Here is a 291-nt window from a genome sequence, read left to right as displayed (position 1 = left end):
CCGATGACCACCTGAAGCTCCTCCAGCGAATTGGGCACAGTCGGTAGTTCCAGCGGTACCCTCGTCATGTCTATGGTGGCCTGCGGGGCGTTCGGAAAGATGTCCAGCGCAATGTAGCGCTGGTTAGTGATAAGACTTCCGGTCCGCAACTGGGCGCGCAAACCCTGAGCCACCAGTTTTTGCAGGAGTGCCTTTCCGCCGTCGTTGTTGCCTTCACCCAGCGACTCCCGGAACTTTCTGCCGAGACGATTGGGAAACAGGTTCACCGTCACAGGCATCGTGAATTCCGAC

General features: G+C 58.1%; 1 pseudogene. It reads right to left on the bottom strand.

The annotated features are described in order from the left end of the window. A pseudogene (locus tag U5A65_RS40845) lies at positions 1 to 278 on the bottom strand (mammalian cell entry protein); the annotation flags it as partial. Positions 279 to 291: the final 13 nt, after the last annotated feature.

This window comes from Paraburkholderia sp. J10-1 (genome assembly GCF_905220165.1).
Taxonomy (GTDB): Bacteria; Pseudomonadota; Gammaproteobacteria; order Burkholderiales; family Burkholderiaceae; genus Paraburkholderia.
This window is presented reverse-complemented; position numbering and strand designations above follow the sequence as displayed.